Source organism: Streptococcus gingivalis (assembly GCF_035544715.1).
GTDB classification, from domain to species: domain Bacteria; phylum Bacillota; class Bacilli; order Lactobacillales; family Streptococcaceae; genus Streptococcus; species Streptococcus gingivalis.
The window spans coordinates 96,091-118,373 of record NZ_JAYKTO010000001.1; the positions used below are offsets into that span (position 1 = coordinate 96,091).

At 45.3% G+C, this 22,283-nt stretch carries 18 protein-coding genes; 16 read left to right on the top strand and 2 right to left on the bottom strand.

Annotation, left to right across the window (positions count from 1 at the left end; all coding sequences use genetic code 11):
- Positions 1 to 14 precede the first annotated feature (14 nt).
- The 5 genes from SM122_RS00445 (at position 15) to SM122_RS00465 (ending at position 6,405) form a co-directional block, all read left to right on the top strand.
- On the top strand, positions 15 to 590 hold the full coding sequence (locus SM122_RS00445) for a TetR/AcrR family transcriptional regulator (protein ID WP_155169484.1): 576 nt from the start codon (positions 15 to 17) through the stop codon (positions 588 to 590).
- Complete coding sequence (locus tag SM122_RS00450) at positions 587 to 1,267, top strand: ABC transporter ATP-binding protein (protein WP_070587170.1); 681 nt, start codon at positions 587 to 589, stop codon at positions 1,265 to 1,267. Before SM122_RS00445 ends, SM122_RS00450 begins: the two co-directional genes overlap by 4 nt.
- Positions 1,268 to 1,270: 3 nt before the next feature.
- On the top strand, positions 1,271 to 2,416 hold the full coding sequence (locus tag SM122_RS00455) for an FtsX-like permease family protein (RefSeq protein WP_324737670.1): 1,146 nt from the start codon (positions 1,271 to 1,273) through the stop codon (positions 2,414 to 2,416).
- 385 nt (positions 2,417 to 2,801) lie between these two features.
- Positions 2,802 to 4,547: an ABC transporter ATP-binding protein gene (locus tag SM122_RS00460; protein ID WP_070587175.1), complete on the top strand. Its 1,746-nt coding sequence runs from the start codon at positions 2,802 to 2,804 to the stop codon at positions 4,545 to 4,547.
- Complete coding sequence (locus tag SM122_RS00465) at positions 4,537 to 6,405, top strand: ABC transporter ATP-binding protein (protein WP_049475321.1); 1,869 nt, start codon at positions 4,537 to 4,539, stop codon at positions 6,403 to 6,405. Before SM122_RS00460 ends, SM122_RS00465 begins: the two co-directional genes overlap by 11 nt.
- A gap of 39 nt (positions 6,406 to 6,444) precedes the next feature.
- On the opposite strand, the gene SM122_RS00470 is transcribed toward SM122_RS00465, so the two are convergent.
- Positions 6,445 to 6,927, bottom strand: coding sequence for a glutathione peroxidase (locus SM122_RS00470; protein WP_272157568.1), 483 nt, complete (start codon positions 6,925 to 6,927; stop codon positions 6,445 to 6,447).
- A gap of 159 nt (positions 6,928 to 7,086) precedes the next feature.
- Between SM122_RS00470 and rexB the strand changes: the two genes are divergently transcribed.
- Genes rexB through SM122_RS00485 form a run of 3 tightly spaced genes read left to right on the top strand, consistent with a single transcriptional unit; the run spans position 7,087 to position 14,330 of the window.
- A complete protein-coding gene (gene rexB, locus SM122_RS00475) occupies positions 7,087 to 10,353 on the top strand; it encodes an ATP-dependent nuclease subunit B (protein ID WP_324737671.1) in 3,267 nt (1,088 codons plus the stop codon).
- Positions 10,350 to 14,009 (top strand): helicase-exonuclease AddAB subunit AddA, encoded by a 3,660-nt coding sequence (addA, locus tag SM122_RS00480; protein WP_324737672.1) that lies wholly within the window; start codon positions 10,350 to 10,352, stop codon positions 14,007 to 14,009. Before rexB ends, addA begins: the two co-directional genes overlap by 4 nt.
- Positions 14,010 to 14,012: 3 nt before the next feature.
- Positions 14,013 to 14,330 carry a DUF4298 domain-containing protein gene (locus SM122_RS00485; protein ID WP_049522948.1) on the top strand — a complete coding sequence of 106 codons (318 nt, stop codon included), beginning with the start codon at positions 14,013 to 14,015 and terminating at the stop codon, positions 14,328 to 14,330.
- A 383-nt stretch (positions 14,331 to 14,713) separates the two neighbouring features.
- Here the strand turns inward: SM122_RS00485 and SM122_RS00490 are convergent, their stop codons facing one another.
- Positions 14,714 to 14,884, bottom strand: coding sequence for a DUF3042 family protein (locus SM122_RS00490; RefSeq protein WP_003014881.1), 171 nt, complete (start codon positions 14,882 to 14,884; stop codon positions 14,714 to 14,716).
- Positions 14,885 to 14,967: 83 nt separating this feature from the next.
- Between SM122_RS00490 and miaA the strand changes: the two genes are divergently transcribed.
- The 8 genes from miaA (at position 14,968) to SM122_RS00530 (ending at position 22,244) form a co-directional block, all read left to right on the top strand.
- Positions 14,968 to 15,855: a tRNA (adenosine(37)-N6)-dimethylallyltransferase MiaA gene (miaA, locus tag SM122_RS00495; RefSeq protein WP_324737673.1), complete on the top strand. Its 888-nt coding sequence runs from the start codon at positions 14,968 to 14,970 to the stop codon at positions 15,853 to 15,855.
- Positions 15,848 to 17,095 (top strand): GTPase HflX, encoded by a 1,248-nt coding sequence (gene hflX / locus SM122_RS00500; RefSeq protein WP_031576943.1) that lies wholly within the window; start codon positions 15,848 to 15,850, stop codon positions 17,093 to 17,095. The genes miaA and hflX overlap by 8 nt, the downstream gene beginning before the upstream one ends.
- Positions 17,079 to 17,708 carry a cystathionine beta-lyase gene (locus SM122_RS00505; RefSeq protein ID WP_324737674.1) on the top strand — a complete coding sequence of 210 codons (630 nt, stop codon included), beginning with the start codon at positions 17,079 to 17,081 and terminating at the stop codon, positions 17,706 to 17,708. The genes hflX and SM122_RS00505 overlap by 17 nt, the downstream gene beginning before the upstream one ends.
- Positions 17,709 to 17,711: 3 nt before the next feature.
- Entirely contained in the window at positions 17,712 to 18,641 is a 930-nt protein-coding gene (gene rnz, locus SM122_RS00510; protein ID WP_324737675.1) for a ribonuclease Z, read from the top strand.
- 1 nt (position 18,642) lies between these two features.
- Complete coding sequence (locus SM122_RS00515) at positions 18,643 to 19,398, top strand: SDR family NAD(P)-dependent oxidoreductase (protein WP_324737676.1); 756 nt, start codon at positions 18,643 to 18,645, stop codon at positions 19,396 to 19,398.
- A gap of 10 nt (positions 19,399 to 19,408) precedes the next feature.
- Positions 19,409 to 20,119, top strand: coding sequence for a methyltransferase domain-containing protein (locus tag SM122_RS00520; protein ID WP_324737677.1), 711 nt, complete (start codon positions 19,409 to 19,411; stop codon positions 20,117 to 20,119).
- Between the two features lies 1 nt (position 20,120).
- A complete protein-coding gene (locus SM122_RS00525) occupies positions 20,121 to 20,525 on the top strand; it encodes a GNAT family N-acetyltransferase (RefSeq protein ID WP_049522952.1) in 405 nt (134 codons plus the stop codon).
- 240 nt (positions 20,526 to 20,765) lie between these two features.
- On the top strand, positions 20,766 to 22,244 hold the full coding sequence (locus SM122_RS00530; RefSeq protein WP_223345974.1) for a hypothetical protein: 1,479 nt from the start codon (positions 20,766 to 20,768) through the stop codon (positions 22,242 to 22,244).
- Positions 22,245 to 22,283: the final 39 nt, after the last annotated feature.

Below are 22,283 nucleotides of genomic sequence, written 5' to 3' on the forward strand. Positions count from 1 at the left end.
GCGAAAGGAGTCTTATGCCACCCAAGGTTAAATATAGTAAAGAGGCTATCATTGGGACAGCTTTACAATTGGTGAAAGAAGAGGGAATGGCTAGTTTGACGGCTAGAGCCTTAGCGGAGAAACTGGGAGCTACACCGAGAGTCATTTTTGGGCAATTTGCTAATATGGCTGAGTTACAAGCAGAGGTTATTGGTGCTGCGGAGATGGTCGTGGTGGAGTATATTCGCAAGGCCTTAGAAGATGAGAAACCTTTTCGATCTGTCGGGGTTGCTTATATCCTTTTCGCCTCAAAAGAGCCACAACTCTTTCAATTGCTTTTCCAAAATCCTAGCAAAGATCCGATTCGTCGCTTTCAAGATTTTCTTCCCATGAAGGATCATAGTTACCAATTGGTTCTGGATTCGATTGTTGCAGACTATCCTTTGACTGTAGAGGAAGCTAGTCGCTTGTACCAGCATCTATTTATTTACTCACACGGGATGGCCTCTATGGTTGCTTCTGGTATTTATCAGTTCGGCATGGAAGAAGTGATTGGATTACTGACAGAGGTTTGTCAATCTCTCATCAAAGAAATGGTAGGAAAGAAATGATTCAACTAGAAAATGTTCACAAAAGTTACGGCCAAACCAAGGTTTTAAAAGGAATTGATTTGCAGATTCAAGACCAGGATGATGTGGTGATCCTTGGTCCTTCTGGATCGGGGAAATCAACTCTCTTAAATGTGTTATCAGGCTTAGAAAAGGTTGACGAGGGGCATATCCTCATTCAAGGACAAGATTTATCACAACTCACGGATGCTCAATTGACGGCCTTTAGACGTGAGAAGATTGCCTTTATTTTCCAGCAGTATTATCTATTACCGAATCTAACGGTTAGACAAAATGTAAAGATGGGGGCAGACCTAGCAAACAATCATGATTTTTTGCAGATCATCGAGGATTTGGGACTTGGCGATAAGCTGGACAAGTATCCGAGTGAATTGTCTGGTGGGGAACAGCAGAGAGTGTCCATTGCTCGGGCCTTGGCCAAAAAGCCAGAGATTCTTTTCTTAGATGAGCCGACGGGAGCCCTGGATGAAGAAACAGGGCGAAAGATTCTCGACTATATCTGGAAATTAAAGGAGAAGCTTGGCTTTACCCTCATCATGGTGACGCACAACCAAAATATTGCGGATATGGCTAAAACCATCATTCGTGTCAATAGTGGCAAGATTACCGAAGTTGTGACCAATGATCAACCTCAGACTGCTTATGAGATTGGATGGTAAGCCATGTTTTCAGTAAAAGATATTCGAAAATTAGTTGTCGTCAGTATTATTGGAGCCTGTGCAGTCTTTGTGGCCAATCTCTTCTTGAATTTTTACCTGGATATCGAGCAGGTGGAGATTTCTAAAACCAATCCGATGATTCAGACCTACTATGATGCCCAGGTTTCGCTTTCCTGGATGGTGGCCATGGTCAGTGGGGTTGTCTTGTCCTTGACGTCGATCCTTCTCATGTGTTTTTATATCAAACAATTTGTCGACGACCACAAGGAACAATTAGGAATTTTAAAGGCTTTGGGCTACAGCAATAGCCAGTTGGCGAAACGATTTTGGGCCTTTGGACTCAGTTTTGGAGCTGGAGCGCTTCTTGGCTATTTTGCTTCATTTCTCATGATGGGACATTTTTATGACTTCCGCAATGAGAAGAGGATTTTGCCAGAAATCACCATTCATTTTCACTGGCAGCTTTTGCTTGCTTTGGTGATGCTACCAACGACCTTCTTTATGGTTCTCGCGATTGGGTATGCTAGAAGACAACTACAAACGCCAGCGCTTCGCTTATTGAAAAAGTCCCCAAGTCCAATCAAGGTCAAAAGGAGAAAGAGGATTCCTAAGAAAGAAAAATCCTTCCTAAAAGAGCTGTCCTCATCGCTGATATGGGGGAGAAAATCTATCTTGTTTTTTGTGGTCTTTGGCTCTATGTGTTTTGCGGCCATGGTTCAATTGTCCTTTGGCCTCAGGGATTACACAGATGATATCATCCAAACCATGATGATTATGATTGGATTGATCCTTTCTTTCTCGATTCTCTTTTTGTCATTGGGGATTGTTGTCTCAGAAAGTCGTGAAACCTTGGCTCTTATGAAGGCTTTCGGCTACACCGATCGTGAATGCCAAAGTCATATTCTCGCCCCCTATCGTTTTTGGGCCTATCTAGGATTTGTTCTTGGGACGGTTTACCAATATGGCATCATGGAAATTTTGATCGGTGTGATCAAAGATACGGTTCCTGAAAAGATTGAGCATAGCTTTGATTGGAATGTGTGCTTCTGGACTTTGATCGGTTTTGCGGTGGTTTATGAAAGCCTCTTTTATCTATCCAACAGAAAACTCCAAAAACAAACCATCAAAGAAGTGCTCTTAGCTGAATAAATAGAAAAGAGAGTGGGACAGAAATTGGTAATTCGTTAGAATTCGATTTCGTCGTCCCACCTCCGCACAGTTGAGTAGGGCTGTAAAAGCTGATAAAATCAGCGTAGTAGAGTCCACTCAGCCACTGCGTCTTGCTCGACAATCCAAAAACAATTGAGAGGCTAGGACTTTTGTCCCAGCCTCTTTTGTACTAGATCAACAGAAAAACGGATGCTGTCTAAAAATCTTGCATTTTTTTGCAATTTAGGTTACAATGAAGACTATAAAAAACGCGTAATCCCTAGGGTCTTTCCCTCAGGGAATTTTGTGTGTTTTGACCTATTTTCGATGGAAAGAAGCTTTGCTTCTACCGCAGGAAAAAGTATGAATAACATTGGAGGTAATAATGATTCGATCCTTAATTTCCGAGATCAAAGAATTCAAGAAGCCCTCGTTTTTGGCTTCCTTGTTCATGGTCTTTGAAGTCATGTTTGAGATTTCGATTCCCTTTGTCATGGCGAGTCTTTTGGACCAGGGTGTTCAACAAAGAAACATGAACAATATTTTGCTTTACGGTGGGCTCATGCTGGTCTGTGCCTTTCTCTCCCTCTTTTGTGGGATGCAGTCTGCCCGTTATGGCGCCTATGCATCGGCTGGTTTTGCCAAAAACCTTCGTCGGGCTATTTTCAAAAAGGTTCAAACCTTCTCATTTGAGAATATTGATCAGTTCTCATCAGGTGGGTTAGTCACTCGGATGATGACGGATGTGACCAATGTGCAAAATGCCTATCAAATGGTGATCCGGATCTGTGTACGGGCACCGCTCAATTTGATCTTTGCCATTGTAGCTTGTTTCATGATCAATGCGGAAATGGCCATGATCTTTGTCTATGTGACCATCTTTTTGGCAGCTGTCTTAAGCATCATCATGAAGATTGTGTATCCGCTCTTCACAGAAGTATTTGAAGCTTATGACAATCTCAACAACAGCATTCAGGAAAACATCACCAATATGCGAGTGGTGAAGTCTTACGTTAAGGAAGCAGATGAAACCGTTAAATTCAAGAAGGCTTCACGTTTGATTTATAACATGTTTATGAAGGCTATCCGTGTCGTTGTCTTGAGTAGCCCAGCTATGATGCTTTCCATGTATGCTTCTTTCCTTTTGATCTCTTGGATCGGGGCTCATCTGATCGTTGGTGGTCAACTCTCTACTGGGAATTTGACTTCTATGTTTAGCTACACCATGACCATTCTCATGTCGCTCATGATGTTCATGATGATCTTTGTCATGTTGTCGATTTCCATGGCTTCTGTCGAGCGGATCAATGAAGTCTTAACGACCAAAACGACGATTGACTCCCCAGAAAATGGGATCAAAGAAGTCGCTGATGGTTCGATCAACTTTGAGGATGTGACCTTTGCTTATACCGATGAAAATGGTGACAAGACCCATGTCTTGCAAGGGATTAATCTTTCCATTCGTTCAGGGGAAGTTATTGGTATCTTGGGAGGAACAGGATCAGGGAAATCAAGCTTGGTTCAGTTGATTCCTCGTCTTTATGATGTTGAGTCTGGTCGGGTGACAGTAGCAGGCCACGATGTCAAAGAATACGATCTTGATTCCCTTCGTAAGCAAGTGGCCATGGTTCTTCAGACCAATGTCCTTTTCTCTGGTACGATTAAAGAAAATATGCGCTGGGGAAATAAGGATGCGACGGATGAAGAGATCATTGCAGCTTGTAAGATTGCCCAAGCCGATGAATTTATTCAAGATTTCAAAGAGGGTTATGACACCATGATTGAGCGTGGGGGATCCAACGTCTCTGGTGGTCAACGCCAGCGTCTCTGTATCGCGCGTGCCCTTCTCATGAATCCGAAGATCTTGATCTTGGATGATTCGACGTCTGCGGTTGATACCAAGACGGATAGTTTGATCCGTCAAGGATTGGCAACCAGCTTGAAAGAGACTACCAAAATCATCATTGGTCAACGGATTTCCTCTATTCAAGATGCAGATCGCATTATCGTGATGAATGATGGCCAAATCGATGCGATCGGTCGTCACGAGGAATTGCTTGCGACCAATGCCATCTACCAAGAAGTATATGAAATGCAAACACAAGGGAAAGGAGAAGCAGATGAAAACTAAGAAAAAAGCAAATCTAGGCTCTATCCTTCGCCTGCTCGACTTCCTTTGGAAAAACTACAAGGTGTCCTTGATTGTTTCCTTTATCTTAATCATTCTATCGTCACTTGCGACGGTCAATGTGACAGCTTCGATTCAGTCCTTGGTCGACGTCTATGTGGAGCCCATGCTGACAAGCAACAGCCATGATTTTGGACCGCTCTTGTCCTTCTTGACACGAGTTGGTTTGATCTGTTTGATCGGGGTACTTGCCAACTATGGCTTTACCTTGATCATGGCGACTGTTTCACAAGACTCACTTAGAAGTCTTCGAAATCAGTTGTTTGCTCGCATGCAAAAACTACCCGTTCGTTACTTTGATACCCACCAACACGGGGATATCATGTCTATCTATACCAATGATATTGATGCTCTTCGCCAAGCGATTGAACAATCCATTCCTCAACTTCTATCCTCAGCGATTACCATCCTTGGGGTAACGATTACCATGCTGACGGTTAGTCCACTCCTGTTCTTGATTGTTCTTTTCATGGTTATCGTCATGGTCTTTATCATCAAGGATGTTTCTGGTAAATCAGGTCGTTACTTTGGGGCCCAACAAAAGAACTTGGGGATTGAGAACGGCTTTATTGAAGAAATGATGTCTGGTCAAAAAGTGGTCAAGGCCTTTGTGCACGAATCTGAAAGCATTGAAGATTTTGATCGGATCAATGACCAGCTCTTTGAATCCTCTTATCTAGCCAATCGCTATGCCAATGTCCTCATGCCGATTCTTGGGAACTTGGGAAATGTTTCCTTTGTTCTGACAGCCCTGATCGGGGGACTATTTGCGCTAAACGGCGTCGGTGGTTTAACCATTGGTGGTCTCATGGCCTTTCTGCAATTGAACCGTTCCTTTACAGGTCCGATTGCCCAGGTTTCTCAACAATTGAACTTTGTCCTCATGGCCTTGGCTGGTGGAGATCGTGTCTTTGATCTTTTGGACGAAGAAGAAGAAGTCGACCAAGGAAAAGTGACGTTGGTCAATTATGAACTGGTCGATGGAGAAATGGTCGAAACCGATCAGAAAACCAACAAATGGGCTTGGAAACACCCTCGTCCAAATGGCAGCTACCAGTTGGTCAAACTGGTGGGGCATGTGGTCTTTGACCATGTTGACTTCTCTTATGATGGGAAGAAACAAATCCTTCATGGCATCAACTTGTACGCGGATAAGGGTCAAAAAGTGGCCTTTGTCGGAGCGACTGGTGCAGGAAAGACAACCATCACCAACTTGATCAACCGCTTCTATGATATCCAATCCGGAATGATTACTTATGATGGGATCGATATTAAATTGATTGAGAAAGATTCTCTGCGTCGTTCCCTCGGAATCGTTCTTCAAGATACCCACTTATTCACTGGTACGATTGCGGAAAACATCGCTTATGGCCGTGCTGATGCAACACGGGAAGAAATCCTTGAAGCAGCTCGGATTGCCAATGTGGATTCCTTTGTTAAGCACTTGGATCAGGGCTATGAGACAGTCTTGACGGATGATGGGGCTGGCCTATCAAATGGTCAACGACAATTGATCGCCATTGCCCGTGCAGCCCTTGCCAATGCGCCTGTCTTGATCCTGGACGAAGCGACGTCTTCGATTGACTCACGGACAGAGAAGATGGTGCAAGAAGGGATGGACCGCTTGATGGAAGGTCGGACTGTCTTTGTTATCGCCCACCGTCTATCGACGATTGTCAATTCCGATGTGATTATGGTAATGGACCACGGACGTATTATCGAGCGAGGCAACCATGCTTCCTTGATGGCAGAACGTGGCACCTATTACCGCCTGTACACCGGTGGACTTGAAATTGATTAATAATAAAAAAGCTTGAGCGTTAGCTCAGGCTTTTTTGGCTTATTTCTCAAGTAATTCTTGGATCAAGTCTTCCATGGCAGCTGGTTCTGTTTTGGAGGAGAAGCGTTGGGCGACATGGCCTTGTCGGTCGATGACAAATTTTGCGAAGTTCCATTCGATGTGTTTGCCCAGTGGCCCAGCTGCTTGGTTTTTGAGCCAGTCATAAAGAGGAAGGGCTTCTTTGCCATTGACCTTGGCTTTGGCGAATCGTGGGAAGGTGGTCTGGTAGTTGAGGCTACAGAAGCTATTGATTTCTTCTGCAGTTCCTGGCGCCTGCCCCATGAATTGGTTACAGGGAATGTCTAGGATTTCCAGCCCCTTTTCCTGGTAGCGCAGGTAGAGATCTTGCAGTCCTTGGTATTGCGGGGTCAAGCCACAGCCTGTTGCTGTATTGACCACGATGAGGACCTTACCTTGGTAGTGAGAAAGGGGAATCTCCTCCCCATTCTGGTTTTCTAAAGAAAAATCATAAATGCTGGTCATAGGTGGTATCCTTTCTGTCTCTTCAGCTTTTATTGTAGCACAAATCTCCTAATATTGGGCCTAGAGGAGCATGACTTCTTGCTTTAGTCCCTCCTGTGAAAATGATATAATAAGAAGATAACAAGCTCTCAAGAAAATGCCAAAAGGAGAACGGATCGGATGAAATTACTCTATACGGATGTTCGGACCCCCTTGACCCAGGTCCTGACACAAGAAGCCGTAGGGTTAGTAGAACAGGGCAAGCGTGTGTTTTACATTGCGCCCAACTCTCTTTCCTTTGAAAAAGAAGCCAAGGTCTTGTCCTATTTAGAAGGTCAGGCTTCTTTTGCCATTACCGTCACGCGCTTTGCGCAAATGGCCCGTTATTTCATCCTGAATCAGGTTTTTGAGGAGCAACCCTTGGATGACATCGGTCTAGGTATGCTATTTTTTAAAGCTCTGTCCCAGATGAAGGAGCAGGATCTCAAAGTTTACGGGGCCCTGCGCAAGGATCCTCAGTTTATCCAGCAATTGGTCCAGCTCTATCATGAATTGCAGACGGCCCAGATGGATTTTACAGATTTAGAGTTGCTAGAGGAAGCTGAAAAAAGAGAGGACCTCTTGGCGATTTTTGAAGCGGTCTCTGAGATGCTGGTCAAGCACCGGTATGAATCCCAGTCCAAGATGGCCTTTTTCCTCAATCAGGTCGAAGAAGGGCAACTGGAAGAGCAATTAAAGAATGTGGCGATCGTCGTCGATGGCTTCACGCGTTTTTCTGCAGAAGAAGAGGCCTTGATCAGTCTCCTTCACCGAAAAGGAGTGGAGATTGTCATCGGGGTCTATGCCAGTGAAAAAGCCTATCGAGCAAGCTTTAGAGAGGGCAATCTTTACCAGGCCAGTGTTGACTTTCTCCTCCAGTTGGCTAAGACTTTTGAGGTACAGCCTCAGTATTGTGGGCAAGTGATCGAAGACTCCTTTAGTCGCATTACCCGCATGCTAGAAGCGCGCTACGATTTTTCACAAGTGGAAAATGAGCTGGAGGACCAAGATCGAACAGCTATCCAACTCTGGCAAACCAATACGCAAAAAGAAGAGTTGGAATTTGTTGCCAAATCCATCCGTCAGCGTCTTCATGATGGGGCACGCTATCGGGATATTCGGGTCTTGTTAGGCGATGTAGAAGCTTATCAACTGCAGCTCAAGACCATTTTTGACCAGTATCAGATCCCCTTTTACTTGGGACGAAGTGAGGCCATGGTCCACCATCCCTTGATTCAGGTCATTGAATCGCTAGGGCGGATCAAGCAGTTCAATTACCAGACAGAAGATGTCATCAATCTATTGAAAACGGGTCTGTATAGTGATCTGACGCAAGCAGAAGTCGATGCTTTTGAGCAATACCTTCGCTTTGCGGAAGTAAAGGGTGCTACAAAATTTCACAAGCCTTTTACTAGCAATCGTCAGGGCAAGTTTAATTTGGAAAAGCTTAATACTCTCCGAGAACGTGTCGTAGAACCTCTAGTCCCTTTCTTTTCACAGCGCAAACAAAAGGTGACTCATCTCTTAACCGCCTTTACAGAGTTTCTGCAAGAGGCCCAACTTTCTCAGAATCTACAAGCTTTGATCAAGGATCTAGCCTTGGAGGAGCAGGAGCGCTATGACCAGGTCTGGAAGGCCTTCCTTCATGTCTTAGAAGAGTTGAACCTGGTCTTTGAGGACCAAGAGGTGACAGTGGATGACTTTTTGGCCCTCCTATTATCGGGAATGCAATTGTCTCAATACCGGACAGTTCCTGCTACTGTTGATGTGGTGACCGTTCAGTCCTATGACTTGATTGAACCCTTGACAGCGCCTTATGTCTACGCGATCGGGCTGACCCAGGAGCGTTTTCCAAAAATTGCTCAGAACACCTCTCTGCTCAGTGAAGAAGAGCGCCAGCAACTGAATGAGGCCACCCAAGAAGGAGCAGAGCTCCAGGTGGTGACCAGCGAAAATCTCAAGAAAAATCGCTTTGTGGCAGTTTCGCTTCTCAATGCGGCGACCAACCAACTGGTCCTATCGGCCCCTAGCTTGGTCAATGAAATGGAAGACAGTGTCTCTCCTTACCTTGTCGAATTGACCAAGAAACCTATTGCCATCGAGTGGACGACCAAACAAACCCAAGCCTCGAGTGATGATATCGGGACCTACCGGGCCCTCCTAGCGCGCGTGATCGAACTCCATCAAGAAGAAATTACGAGTGAGTTGTCTCCTGAAGAAGCCAGCTTTTGGGGTGTGGCGGTACGGGTCTTGCGCAAGAAATTAGCCGCTGAAGGCATCCAGATTCCTCAGATTTCAACGGAATTAAAGAGCCGTCAGCTTCAGTCGGATACGCTTCAAGCGCTCTATCCAGAGGGCAAAGCATTGACCTTATCCTCTTCTGCCTTGAATGAATACTACAAGCACCAGTATGCCTTTTATCTGCGCTATGTCTTGGGCTTACAAGAGGATGAAACCATCCGGCCAGACGCTCGCAGTCATGGGAATTTTCTGCACCGGATCTTTGAAAAAGTCTTAAAAGATGGCTCCGATCAAGCGTTTGATCGGCGTTTAAACGAGGCGATTCGAGAAACCAGCCAAGAAGCTGAGTTCCAGCAATTGTATGGAGAAAGTGGAGAGACCGAGTTTATTCGTCAGTTGCTTCTTGATACCGCGAAAAAGACAGGGCGTGTCCTCGCCCAGCAAAATGGGATCGAGACCATCGGTGAGGAGACCCTCTTTGGCGGAAGCACCCATACCTCTTATCCATTGTCCGATGGCCGTCTCCTGCAGCTACGAGGCAAGGTGGATCGCATTGATCAATTGAGGGATCAGGGAGCCCTCGGAGTCGTGGACTACAAGTCCAGTCTGACGCAGTTCCACTATGACAAGTTCTTTAATGGACTGAATTCTCAATTGCCAACCTATCTTTCTGCGATTCAGGATTTGAAGGAGTACCAAGAGGAGCAGGGGATTTTCGGAGCCATGTATTTGGAAATGGGAGATCCTGTAGTGGATCTGAAAAAGACCAAGACAGTAGAGGATGTCATCAACCAAACCATGAAAAGTCAACAGTACAAGGGGCTCTTTATGGCAGATCAGGCGCCTTATCTGGGCGAGGCCTATGACAAAAACAAGGCCATGATGCTGAGTAAGGAAGAGCTGGACTTGCTCCTCTTGTACAACGCTTATCTCTATAAAACAGCAGCAGAAGGGATTCTCAAGGGGCAATTTGCCATCAATCCCTATAGTGAAAATGGGCGCAATATCGCACCATTTGTGGAGCAGTTTAAATCTATCACAGGATTTGAAGCCGATCGTCACCTAGGTCAGGCACGGTTCTTGACCAAACTAGACCAAAAAGGCATACGCGGTGAAAAGGTGAAAGCCGCTTGGATCGAGAAGATGAAGGAGGTCTTGAACAAATGATCAAACAAGCATTTTTGACAAGAGAAGAAATCAAGGCCCTTCAGGCCCAAGAGGCAGCTTCTACCAAAGAGCAAAAGCGAACACCAGAACAGATCGATGCCATCTATAGTTCGGGGACCAATATCCTGGTGTCAGCCTCTGCTGGATCAGGAAAGACCTTTGTCATGGTGCAAAGGATTTTGGATCAGATCCAGCGAGGCATCTCGATTAAGGAACTCTTTATCTCGACCTTTACGGTCAAGGCAGCAGGAGAGCTCAAGGATCGTTTGGAAAGTGAACTTGGAAAAGCCCTGCAAGCGAGCGATGATCCAGAGCTCAAGCAACACCTGGCCCGTCAAATCGCAGATGTCGCCACCAGCGATATCGGAACCATGGACTCCTTTACCCAAAAGGTCCTAACGCGCTATGGCTATTTGCTTGGGTTGGCACCCCAGTTTCGCATTTTACAAAACGCCAGTGAGCAACGCCTCTTACAAAATGAAGTCTTTCAAGCTGTTTTTGACCGCTATTACCAGGGGGAAAACCAAGAAGCCTTTGTGCAGATGGTCAAGAATTTCACGGGGCAGCGCAAAAATTTGACCTTGTTTAAAGAACAGATCTACCAGATCTATGACTTTCTTCAGTCGACCAGTGATCCGGAGAAATGGCTGGAAGAGCATTTCCTAAAAGGTTATGAAGAGACCGATTTTGACCAGGTGGAAGCTACTCTGATGGAGAGCATCCAGCAGGCCCTCTATGAGGTAGAAAGCTTTTTTGCCTTTCATTTGTCCAATGAGGGCCAAGCATTTGGTAAGGCCAAATATTTGGAAGCTGTAGAAGAGGTGCTCGATCAGATTGGAAGCCTGACAGGTCGCACCAATAAAAAGCAACTGACCTCTGTCCTAAAAGCTGTCGTCGCGATTAGTCGGGCTTCAAATGGGGGAGCTTTGACCAACAGAGCCCGTAAGGAAGAGTTGAAAGAGTTAGTCACAGCCTATAACCAGGATAAAACCATACATATCAATCGCCTCAGAGACTTGGAAAATCAGCTCTATCAGCTGGAATTTCAACAAACCTTCCACCAAGAAGCAGGCCCCATGCTCTCCTTGCTCCGGGACTTTATCAGAGACTTTTCTCACGCTTATCTGGAACGAAAAATCCAAGAAAAAGCTTATGAATTTGGGGATATCAGTCATTTTGCCATTCAAATTTTAGAGCAATTCCCAGAGGTGAGACAAGCCTATCAAGAGCGCTATCATGAGGTCATGGTCGATGAGTACCAGGATACCAACCACACCCAAGAGCGGATGTTGGACTTGCTGTCAAATGGCCACAATCGCTTCATGGTGGGAGATATCAAGCAATCCATTTACCGCTTCCGTCAGGCAGATCCACAGATTTTTAATGATAAATTTAAGGCCTACCAAGAAGAAGGGGCGAAAGGGCGGTTGATCCTCCTCAAGGAAAATTTCCGTAGTCATGTGGAGGTATTGGACGCGACCAATGATGTCTTTCGCCATTTGATGGATGAAGAGGTGGGCGAGATTGACTACAATCAAACCCACTATCTGGTTGCAGGAAGCGACAAGCAGCGGATGGCCTTGCCACAACATCGGGCAGAATTTTTGCTCTATGATGGCAGCCAAGACCAGGAAGAAAAGACTGAAGACGAGGAAGCTACCCTTGGTGTCGAGACGATTTCCAAGGGAGAAATTCTCCTTGTCATCAAAGAAATTTTACGTCTCCATCGGGTGGAAAAAGTGCCTTTTAAAGAGATCACTCTCTTGACCGCGACTCGAACGCGAAATGACGCGATTCTGGAAGCCTTTGACCAGTACCAGATTCCGATTGTGGCAGATAGCGGACAGGCGCATTATCTTGAGTCACTGGAAGTGATGGTCATGTTGGATACCTTGCGGACCATTAACAACCCTTTGCATGATTATCCCTTAGTAGCCCTCATGAAATCCCCTATGTTTGACTTTGATGAAGATGAGTTGGCACGGATTTCCTTGCAGACGCTTCCAAAGCAAAAGCAGGTGGCCTTCTATCACAAGGTCCAGTTAGCCCTTGAAAAAACTGCAGAGCATGCCAATCTGATCGATGCCAAGCTCCTAGCTAAAATCGAGAACTTCATCAAGGTTTTATCTTCTTGGCGTGCTATGGCAAAAACTCATTCGCTCTATGATTTGCTGTGGAAAATCTATGAGGATCGCTATTACTACGACTATGTTGGCGCCCTTCCAAATGGTGCCCAGCGCCAGGCCAACCTCTATGCCTTGACGCTTCGGGCCAATGATTATGAGAAGGCCAGCTTTAAGGGATTGTCGCGCTTCATTGCCATGATCGATAAGGTGATCGAAAATGAACACGATTTGGCCAGCGTTCCTCTGGCAGCACCCAAAGATGCCGTCCAGCTCATGACGGTTCATAAGAGTAAGGGGCTGGAATTCAAGTATGTCTTTATTCTCAATATGGACAAGGCCTTTAACCGCAAGGATCAATCGGGACCGATTATTCTCAGCCGTCAAAAAGGGATTGGTTTTAAATACATTGCCAACCTGCCAGTTGAGACCGAAAATCCAGCCACCCCTGAAAGCATCCGCCTGCAGATCGAAACGCCTTGCTACCAAGGCAATGTGGAAGAAACAAAATTAGCCACGATTTCAGAGCAAATGCGTCTTCTATATGTTGCTATGACACGGGCCGAGCTCAAGCTCTATCTGGTTGGAAAAGGCCGTGAGGACAAACTGCGCGATACTGATTGGGGGACTAGTCGCAATGGCAAGCTGGATCCGGAAAAACGAAAAGAATGGACCTCTTATCAGGACTGGCTCTTTGCTATTCAAGATGTGTTTGCCAAGAATACCCTGGCCTATGACACGCGTTTTGTGACAGACGAAGACCTGACAACGGATCAGCTGGAGCCACTAGAGAAGGATTCCCGCCTAGATCGGCTCAAGGATGTCCGCCAGTCAGAGGATATTCGTCGGGCTTTGGATATCTTGGAAAATGTTGATCGCCTCAATCAGCTCTATGCTCCGGCTATTCATTTGCCTAGTGTCCGTACTCCTAGTCAGATCAAGAAATTCTACGAGCCGGTCATGGATGCCAATGGCGTCCAAATCATGGATGCCAAGCCTGTAACGCCAGACTTTGAGCTTCCAACTTTTGGTCAAGAAAAAGCCGTGACAGGAGCCCAGGTCGGTAGTGCTGTCCATGAACTCATGCAGCGCGTGCCTCTTGGAGAAGAAATCACGCTGGATACGCTGCATCAAGCCTTGGAGCAAGTCCAAGCAGAGCCAGCGGTCAAAGCCCGCATCAAGCTAGAGGCCATCCTTGCTTTCTATGAGACACCTTTGGGAACCTTGCTTCAAAAAGAGGCCTCTCAAGTCCGGCGTGAAGCTCCCTTTGCCATGCTGAAGAAAGATCCAGCCAGTGGTGAGGACTTCGTCGTGCGGGGGATCTTGGATGGTTACTTGGTGCTAGAAGACCGGATCCTGCTCTTTGATTACAAGACGGATCACTACAAGGTTCCTGGCCAATTGGTCGAACGCTACCGGGATCAGCTCGATCTCTATGCAGAAGCTCTTCGTCGTTCTTATGGCAAAGAGCAAGTTGAAAAATACCTCGTGCTTTTAGGTGGCCCCCATCTAGAAGTGGTGAAAGTGGAGTAAATCATGGCAATTGCACAGGAAAACATCGAACGGATCCAAAGAATGGAAGGTTATTTGAATGACTATGCCAAGACTTTGGAAGAAACCAAAAAAGCAGTGGATCAACTAAGAGAGCATCAAGAAAGCTATATCCAACTGCGCGATTATTATAGTAGTCAGGCCTATTTTGATGATTTGGACTTGTCCAATCAAGCTGACTTTCCAGCAGATCTACCATGTGGTGTCTTGTCCGAAGATGCCGTCTATGATTTATTAGACGAGCATTTTCAGATGGGAGTCGAACTCTTGGAGATCGCAACGAAAATGATCAAAGAACGGTGAAATTTCAATCTAAAAGCTCCGGTTTCCCGGGGCTTTTAGATTGAAGACAAACGTCATCATAGAAACTTTACTTAGGTAAGTACGGACGTCAGCGAACTTCTACGAAGTTCCATAGCTAATTATTGAGCCCCTTCGCTCTTGAAATTCTTAGCTCAGGCTAAAACAGTTCCCCGAACTGTTTTACTCTCAATAATTCCGAGTACCTGAAACAGCTCCTGTTTCAGGTACTTTTGTCACTGCGGAAAGAAAAATATGTAAATGATGACATAGAGAATTGTGGGATTACTTGACTAATTCATTGGATATTTCGACTGACTTATTAAAATGTAAAAGCAACTAACAGATACAAAAAAAGCCCCGGTTGCCCGGAGCTTTTTGAATGATTAGTGTGAGACACGGCGACGTGCTGCTTTTTTGCGGTTTTCTTCGATGAAAGCTGCTTTCTTTTCTTCTGGCTCGATTACTTTTTTCTTGAATGTGTAAACTGCACCTGCGACAGCAGCAACTGTACCAGCAACACCAGTAACAAAACCTTTACCAAATCCTTTAGCCATGAGAATTTCTCCTTTTCTGAACTTTAAATATTTATGTTATAATATATGGTAACGAAAAAACGTGAATTTTGCAAGGAAAAACGATGAAAACCAAGATAATTGTGATTGTGGGACCTACTGCTGTTGGGAAAACAGCTCTTGCGATCGATTTGGCGCAAGCCTTCAATGGTGAAATCATTAGTGGCGATAGTCAACAAGTCTATCGCAAGCTGGATATTGGAACAGCCAAGGCGACACCAGAAGAGCAAGCTGCAGCTCCCCATCATTTGATCGATGTGCGGGAGGTGACCGAGTCTTACTCGGCTTTTGATTTTGTAAGAGAAGCCAAGACTGCGATTGAGGATATCACAGCTCGAGGCAAGCTTCCTATCATTGCAGGTGGGACAGGTCTTTACATCCAAAGTCTGCTCGAAGGTTATCATCTAGGTGGTGAAGTTCCTCATGAAGAGATTCTGGCCTATCGCGCTCAATTGGACTTGCTTTCGGATGAAGACTTGTACCAAAGAGTGGCGGAGCAAGGACTTGTGATTCCTCAGCTCAATCGCCGTCGGGCCATGCGGGCTCTTGAAATTGCGCATTTTGGAAAAGACCTAGCAAACGAAGAGACCGATTATGAACCCTATCTCATCTGTCTAGATGATGATCGATCCTTGATCTATGAGCGCATCAATCGCCGAGTAGATCGCATGCTAGAGGAAGGCTTGCTGGATGAAGCTCGGTGGCTCTATGATGACCATCTGGAGGTTCAGGCAGCTAAAGGGATTGGTTACAAGGAACTCTTTCCTTACTTTAAGGGAGAGCAGAGCCTTGAGGAAGCCAGTGAGATCCTCAAGCGCAATACGCGGCGCTTTGCCAAACGGCAGTTGACCTGGTTTCGAAATCGGATGGAAGTAAAATTTTACGCCATTTCTGCCCCCCACTTCAAGGAGCAGGTTCTTGCAGATGTAAAGGAGTTTTTACAGCATGATTGAAACAGAAAAAAAACAAGAACGCATCCTTTTGGTCGGTGTGGAACTTCAAGGCATGGACAATTTTGACATGTCTATGGAGGAGTTGGCGAGCCTGGCTAAAACAGCTGGTGGAGATGTCCGGGGCTCCTATACACAAAAGCGGGAGAAGTACGATACCAAGACCTTTGTCGGCTCAGGAAAACTCGAAGAAATCGCTCAAATGGTCGAAGCAGATGAGATTACGACTGTGGTGGTCAATAACCGCCTGACCCCCCGTCAAAATGTCAACTTAGAAGAAATCCTTGGGGTTAAGGTCATTGACCGGATGCAGTTGATTTTAGATATCTTTGCCATGCGAGCTAGAAGCCATGAAGGGAAGTTGCAGGTACACTTGGCCCAGCTCAAATACCTCTTGCCACGTCTTGTCGGTCAAGGGATCATGCTCAGCCGTCAAGCTGGGGGAATTGGTTCTCGTGGACCAGGGGAAAGTCAGTTGGAGTTGAACCGCCGGAGCGTTCGCAATCAAATCACCGATATCGAGCGCCAGCTCAAGGCAGTTGAAAAGAACCGGGAAACCCTTCGTGAAAAACGTTTGGAATCACCTGTTTTCAAGATTGGTTTGATCGGCTATACCAATGCAGGAAAGTCGACCATTATGAATCAGCTGACCAGTAAGAGCCAGTATGAAGCCGATGAACTCTTTGCGACTTTGGACGCCACAACCAAGAGCATCCATCTAACAGGCAATCTGCAAGTAACGCTGACCGATACGGTTGGCTTTATCCAAGATCTGCCAACAGAGTTGGTATCAAGCTTTAAGTCGACCTTGGAAGAAAGTAAGAATGTAGACCTTCTGGTCCATGTCATCGATGCATCTGACCCCAATCATGAAGAGCATGAAAAGACGGTACTTTCGATCATGAAGGACCTGGATATGCTGGAGATCCCTCGCTTGACGCTTTACAACAAAGCAGATAAAGTAGCAGACTTTACACCAACCCAGACACCTTTTAGCTTGATTTCAGCACGCTCTGAGACAGCCCGTGAAGATCTCCAGGCTTTGCTTCTAGAAAAATTGAGAGAACTCTTTGTTCCCTTTACCATTCGCGTTCCCTTTTCAAAATCTTATCGGACACATGATCTAGAAACAGTTGCGATCATTGACCAGCGCGAATTTGAAGAGGATGTCGAGGTCATTCAAGGATATATCGCAGAGAAAAATAAGTGGAAGTTGGAAGAATTTTATGACGGATTACGTTGATTTAGCGATAAAATATGGAGGTTATACTAGCCTCGATCGGGTCTATCTGACCAATCTTTTAAGCACCATCCCTGAGGACTTGCGTCTCCGTGTGATTACACCTCCGCCAAGTGTGATCAACGCTTATTTCGCTGAGCTCTACCAAAAGAAGAGCCCCAAGGAGGCCATGGATTATTTCTTGGACTTGAGCCGAGCATTTGACTTATTCACAGTTCAGAAAAGCTTTGATGAACAAAAACCTTTTATCCGCCTCAACTTATCAGGCCAGTCTTATGGCTTGGCCTATGTAAATGAAGAGATAGCCTGTGTCTTTGCTGAACATCCAGTGGTAGTTATCACGCCTTCGACTTTATTTGAAATCGCAGAGATCTTTCCGCATTGTTTGGTCTTTGAAAAAGATGGCAAGATCTGCCTACAAGAGGCTGGCCCAGAAGTGGTCACTAAAACGGAGGCCCTCACAGCCCTTTCTGACTTGTTGACCTTAGAAGACGGACGCTTAAAACTGTCAGGTTATAACCAAGAGGAGCTGCTTGAGCAGGCTCAAGCCTATCCTTTCAACCTTTCGTTCCGTTCAGAGAACCGGACGGCCATGATTTATATAGATAGAAAGTAGACAATGGACATTCAATTTTTAGGAACGGGAGCTGGGCAACCCTCAAAAGCCCGTAATGTATCGAGCTTAGCGCTCAAATTACTAGATGAGATCAATGAAGTCTGGCTCTTTGATTGTGGCGAGGCGACACAGAATCAAATTTTAGAAACGACCATTCGTCCGCGAAAGGTTAGCAAAATCTTTATTACTCACCTACACGGAGACCATATTTTTGGTTTGCCAGGTTTCCTCTCTAGCCGGGCTTTCCAGGCTAATGAAGAGCAGACGGATCTGGATATTTATGGTCCAGCTGGCATCAAATCCTTTGTCATGACCAGTCTTCGCGTATCGGGTTCGCGTCTGCCTTACCGCATCCATTTTCATGAGTTTGATGAAAACTCTCTAGGAAAAATTTTAGAAACCGATAAATTTACAGTTCATGCAGAAGCTTTGGATCATACCATCTTCTGTGTGGGCTATCGCATCACGCAAAAAGACCTAGAAGGAACATTGGATGCTGACAAGCTCAAGGCAGCAGGAGTGCCATTTGGACCACTCTTTGGCCAGGTTAAAAATGGGCAGGATGTTACATTAGAGGATGGCACCAAGATCATTGCGGCAGACTATATTTCAGCTCCTCGACCTGGTAAGGTCATCACCATCCTTGGCGATACACGAAAGACAAATGCTAGTGTACGACTAGCAGTCAATGCGGATGTGCTAGTTCACGAGTCCACCTATGGCAAGGGCGATGAGAAGATTGCTAAGAAACACGGCCACTCGACCAATATGCAGGCGGCAGAAGTAGCGCGTGAAGCAGGGGCCAAGCGCCTTCTTCTCAACCACATCAGTGCTCGCTTCTTATCAAAAGACATCAGCCAATTGCGCAAGGATGCGTCCAGTATTTTTGAAAATGTCTATGTCGTCAAAGATTTGGAAGAAGTGGAGATCTAAGATGCGCACCATTCTCATAACAGGAGCAAGTGGAGGCTTGGCCCAAGAAATGGTCAAGCTCCTCCCTGAAGATCGGCTCATTCTTCTAGGTAGAAATCAAGAAAAACTGGAACAGCTCTATGCCAGTCATCCTCAAGCTGAATGCATCGGGATCGATATCACTGATTCCTCAGCCGTCCAAGATTTGGTAGAAGAGCTCTATCAGCGCTACGGGCAGATCGATATCTTGGTCAACAACGCAGGCTATGGGATTTTTGAGGCTTTTGATCGCATTTCTGACCAGCAGGTGCAGGAGATGTTTGAGGTCAATACCTTTGCCCTCATGCAGTTTTCACGCTTGATGGGTGCGCACATGAAGGAAGCAGGCAAGGGGCACATTGTCAATATAGTCAGCATGGCGGGTCTCGTTGCAACTGCCAAATCCAGCCTTTATTCGGCGACCAAGTATGCGGCCATTGGCTTCTCCAATGCTCTGCGTTTGGAACTCATTCCCTTTGGTGTCCATGTGACGACGGTCAATCCAGGCCCCATTCGGACCACTTTCTTTGATCAGGCAGACCCAGACGGAAGCTATGTCAAGGCTGTGGATCGCTACATTTTGGAACCAGACTTTGTGGCTAAGAAGATCGTGAAAAGCTTTGGAAAACCAAAACGTGAGCTCAATCTGCCTTGGCTTTTGAACCTGACCCACAAGCTCTATACTCTTTTCCCACGCATCTCGGACAAGCTAGCCTGCAAGATGTTTAACTTCAAATAGGAGGAGATCGATGGCCGCAAATATTCAAGCCTATTTAGAGAACCTCCAGCAACCCTGGGGACAGATCTATTATGATATCCTTTTTGAACAATTGAAGGACATCAAGGGAAAGCGGGTGCTCGATTTCGGCAGTGGCTTCGGCCTGGTAGCCAACCACCTGGCGCAAGACAATGAAGTCCTTGCTGTGGAACCCAATGAAGAAATGGTGGCTTTTCGGGCCCAGGACCGTCCCTACCAGCAACTCGTCGGGAGTCTGGACCAGTTAGCAAGTCTTGAAGATGCTAGCTTTGATGTCATTCTCTGCCACAATGTCTTGGAGTATGTGGAGGATCGCAAGGATGTTCTCAAGGAATTCACCCGTCTCTTAAAACCAGGAGGCCTGCTCTCTATCGTTAAGCACAATGAGGTTGGCCGCGTCCTGCAGACCGTCGTCTTTGAAAATGATACTCAAAAGGCCCTTGATCTCCTAGCAGGTCAAGACCTGGAAACCCACTCCATGGGTTTGGCACAGGCCTATTATCTAGATAGAGAAGTAGAAGATCAAGCCCTCGAAGTTCTGGACTACCAAGGAATTCGAGTCTTTTACGCCTTACAGGACAATCGCTTCAAGGGCCAAGAAGGCTGGCGAGAGTCTATGCTCAAGATGGAGCTAGCTGTTTGCCAAGAGTCCCCTTACCGGGATATCGCCTTTTTCCAGCACTATAGATTAAAAAGGAGTTAAGATGTTCCATTACAAACAAGAAATTCCAGCGATGACAGACCTAGTCGCACTCTACAGTTCGGTCGGTTGGACCAATTATACCAACAACCCAACCATGCTAGAAGAAGCTGTCAAAGCCAGTCTCTGGCAGTTGGCCGTCTATGATGAGAAAGAGCTCGTCGCCTACATTCGTTTGGTAGGAGATGGCCACTCTGTACTGTTGGTGCAGGACCTCCTGGTGCGACCAGATCACCAGCGCCAAGGCATCGGAAGGAAACTCTTAGAAGAGGCTTTAGCGAACTTCCCAAATGTCTATCAACGGCTTCTCGTCACAGAACGGAGCGAGAAGAATCTAGCCTTTTACCAGTCTCTGGGCTTTGTCGAACTTTCAGAGCAAGCCTGTACAGGGATGATTTATATGAAATAAGAGAGTGGGATAGAAATCGGTAATTCGTTAGAATTCGATTTCGTCGTCCCACCTCCGCACAGTTGAGTAGGGCTGTAAAAGCTGATGAAATCAGCGTAGTAGAGCCCACTCAACCACTGCGTCTTGCTCGACAATCCAAAAATAATTGAGAGGCTAGGACTTTTGTCCCAGCCTCTATCTATTTGACTGACAAAAGGGGGGATTGGTGGTAAAATGAGGAAGAGATTAGGAGGAGATGAAATGAAGAAGAAAATAAAATGGGGCCTTGTCTTATGTTCGGTACTTATACCAGTATGTTTGAGTGCCTGCAAACAAGGAACTGTAGAAAAACAAGGTTCTTCGAATAAAGAAGTACAGAAGAAAATCGATCGAAAAAACATTCATTTTGACAAGACAGGACCTGCAGCAACATTTGATTGGGATGCAAAGAACAGTATCAGATACATAACGTTTGAAAAACTTCCACAATATATGAGGTCAGATGATAGCGATGGTATTTCAATATATGGACAGCAACCGAATGAAGTCTCTCTATCTGAGGAAGGAAGAGTTCAAAAAGCTTTGCAGGTCGTTGAAGGAATCTATGTAGATCCAAGGGGAATAGACACAGTAATCAAGGCCAATGGGGCAAAAAATCAAGAGGATATGTATACTCGACTCTGGAACGATTATATTATCCCTAAAATTGAAAAAAACAGTAGTACTTTTGATCCAAATACTTATGTGGAATATCTTGGTGAGAAGTACCCCCTCAAAATATATGGTCCCATGTATTTGAAGCTCATGACGAATGCATTGAGCTTTGGAAAAAAATATGAATTAAAGGGCTATGCAGTTAAGGGAAACAAAGTATTTATTCGCATTCAGGTACCAACTTACTTCCCAGAGCTTTTACCGAGAGGGAATAAATATTATAAAAATCCTAATGAGTCAGATTTCAATCAAGCCTTCTATGATTGGCTCGATGAATTCCATCAAAGGTATGCTGAAAAAGAAATAAATCGAGATGATCATATTTCCTATATCATGCTTTCAACAGTTTTACAACAGTTAGTTAACAAAAATTTCGAGGCAACCTCATTATCCGGTTATGCTTATAGTAAAACTTCGCCTACGGAATTCACGGTTGAAATGGAAGTGACAAATCAAGGTGATGTTCGAATTGATTTAAAAAACTTGGCTATTCTCTTACAAATCCCTCAACAAATGAAGGGGGATAATCAGTATGGTAAGCAAGATGAGAATAATATCTTTTGGACCATCCCATCTGGAAATAATAATGACGGACAAAAGATAAAAGAAAAATTAAAGAATTTTAATCCCAAAAATCCTGTTAAAAGTTATGCAATTGGAGAGCCAGTTGTATTTGCTAATGGCTTAGAAGTTACACTGAATAGTGTAACAGACGATCCAAATTTGGATGTTCAGGATGATCAAGACCGTATCGATACAAGGAAAAAACAACATCGATTGATCGTCGAATTCACCCTATCGAATACAACACCTCTCAGTATTGAAAATACTCCAGATTATACAAATGTAGATCTCTATGATGGCCATGGCAAATCTGCTTATATGTTGAATAATACTTTAAATTACAAACAGCCAACAGTCCTTGAAGCAGGAGAATCTGGTATATATAAAATTAACTATTTAACAGATGGGGATGGGCCGTTTACGATCGTTTATGGTGATGCCAAATGGGTCGTTCAAAAATAGAGAAAAATCCAAATCTTTAATCAGCTTATTGTAAAAGCT